This is a genomic window from Providencia sp. AGC89, from assembly GCF_053543535.1.
Genome location: NZ_JBIXLP010000044.1, coordinates 1 through 956, shown reverse-complemented (window position 1 = coordinate 956; position 956 = coordinate 1). Strand labels below are relative to the sequence as shown.

At 36.1% G+C, this 956-nt stretch carries 1 protein-coding gene and 1 pseudogene; one reads left to right on the top strand and one right to left on the bottom strand.

Annotated features, from left to right (window positions below):
- Nucleotides 1-325: malic enzyme-like NAD(P)-binding protein (locus ACIPUA_RS07280; RefSeq protein WP_449059515.1), on the top strand; the 325-nt coding region annotated here is incomplete at its 5' end.
- A gap of 145 nt (nt 326-470) precedes the next feature.
- Here ACIPUA_RS07280 and ACIPUA_RS07275 read toward each other — a convergent pair.
- A pseudogene (locus ACIPUA_RS07275) lies at nt 471-743 on the bottom strand (helix-turn-helix domain-containing protein); the annotation flags it as partial.
- Between the last annotated feature and the right edge of the window lie 213 nt (nt 744-956).

Below are 956 nucleotides of genomic sequence, written 5' to 3'. Positions count from 1 at the left end.
CTATAAGATTGGTCAAGCAAACAACGCAGCATTATATCCAGGGCTAGGCTTTGGGGCTATTGTATCGCAAGCTGAAAAAATTACTGACGAAATGATTTTCTCTGCGGTACAAGCGGTCGCAAGTCAAGCAACTCTAGGAGCGCAAGGCGCATCATTATTGCCATCTAACGAAGATTTGCGTATTACATCCAGTATCGTGGCATTAGAAGTGATGAGAATGGCAAAATCTCAAGGCGTGGCAAAAGTGGAGCCAACGCTTTCAGAAGTGGAAGTTGTTAGAACTGCAGCATGGTGGCCAGTATACTTACCGGTAGAAGCTATTTAATTATTTAAATAATCATATTGATACTCTAAGGTTTCCTCAATGTTACTTAAAAAAGACTAAGTAGCATTAATAAAATAAAACCTGACATCTTTAAATTAGATGTCGGGTTTTATTTTACTAAGGTTATTGATAATGAAATTATTTTCACACCTTGAGGACCAAAATGGCAAGTCGTACGCAGATAAATAACCGGCTCTTCGATGTATTTTGCAACTCTTTTGGTTGGATTTTCAGGGCAGGGTTTATTGTTGATTAATCCTTTCTCGCCATCTCGTTCATAAGCTCTTTTCCAAGTATAAAAAGTTTCTCTACTGCTCCCAAAATGACGACAAGTTTTAGCAATATTTTTGCTCTCACGGGCATGATTTAAGATTTTTGTTTTATGTGCAATATCTCGTTTAGCTTTAATGTTCATTATATCTGACCTCCGGCGACAATTAGGAAAAACTAATTGTCAACCGAAGTCCAGACTTTCATAGTGTCTTTATAAATAACATAATTCAATGATAGAGCGTCCCTTGAATTTAATTCCTTTATTAACATTGAGCAAATAGGCTTTATTAATAAAGGCTTGGACTTTTATTATACCTTTTATATTGGAAAAAAGAACAGGTTGTAAGCTCCCTAATTT